Annotated in this window: 1 protein-coding gene; it reads left to right on the top strand. The window is 47.6% G+C overall.

Annotated elements, in window-relative coordinates; genetic code table 11:
- Positions 1 to 930 (top strand): permease (locus A3766_RS27825; RefSeq protein WP_156509203.1); only part of this gene is annotated, 930 nt, incomplete at its 5' end.
- Between the last annotated feature and the right edge of the window lie 22 nt (positions 931 to 952).

Here is a 952-nt window from a genome sequence, read left to right as displayed (position 1 = left end):
GAACCCTCTCATGACAACTGGTATGGTGTCATTGCCCACAGCGTTCAAGAACTGCTAAACACTATGTGGTGGAGCATACTGCTCGCCATTGCTTTTGTCGGTGTGTTAAGTCGTATACCCCAGGAATTTATCATCTCGATTCTGGGAAAAGGAGGCACCGTCAAAGGTCTGTGGCGCGCGACATTGGCAGGCGTACTACTCGATTTATGTAGTCACGGAATACTAATGGTCGGCATGGAGCTAAGGCGCAAAGGTGCCAGTCTCGGCCAAGTCATGGCATTTCTTATTGCCAGCCCTTGGAACTCACTATCACTGACGATAATCATGGTGGCACTCATAGGGCTGCCATGGACCCTCTTGTTTATTGCCCTGTCGATGGTATTGGCAATTACCACCGGCTGGTTGTTTGATCGACTAGAACAGAAAGGCTCTCTTCCGCAAAATAGCGTTGCGAATGACTTGCCTGAAGACTTTCAATTTTGGCGTGAAGCTAAATCCAAATTTGCATCGGTAGAATGGACACAAGCGCTAGCCCTTGATATCGGCAAGCGCGGCTTAAACGGTTCTAGAATGGTGATCCGCTGGTTGTTATTTGGTGTTCTATTAGCGTCAGCGATTAGAGGCTTCGTTTCGTTGGAGGACTTCCAAAATTACTTCGGGCCAACGCTGCTTGGTCTAGGAGCAACCTTGATCGCAGCAACAATCATTGAAGTATGCTCCGAAGGCTCGACCCCTATAGCGGCCGACTTGATGAATCGAGCCAATGCCCCCGGTAATAGCTTTGCATTTTTAATGACAGGCGTAGCGACCGATTACACTGAAGTGATGGTAATAAAAGACACAATGAAGTCTTGGAAGACAGCACTATATTTACCTTTGCTAACCGTACCACAGGTGATCGTGGTTGCAATGATATTGAATAGTGTTTAACAATCGAACGTAGGCAGAGGGT

Source organism: Oleiphilus sp. HI0132 (assembly GCF_001635845.1).
This window is presented reverse-complemented; position numbering and strand designations above follow the sequence as displayed.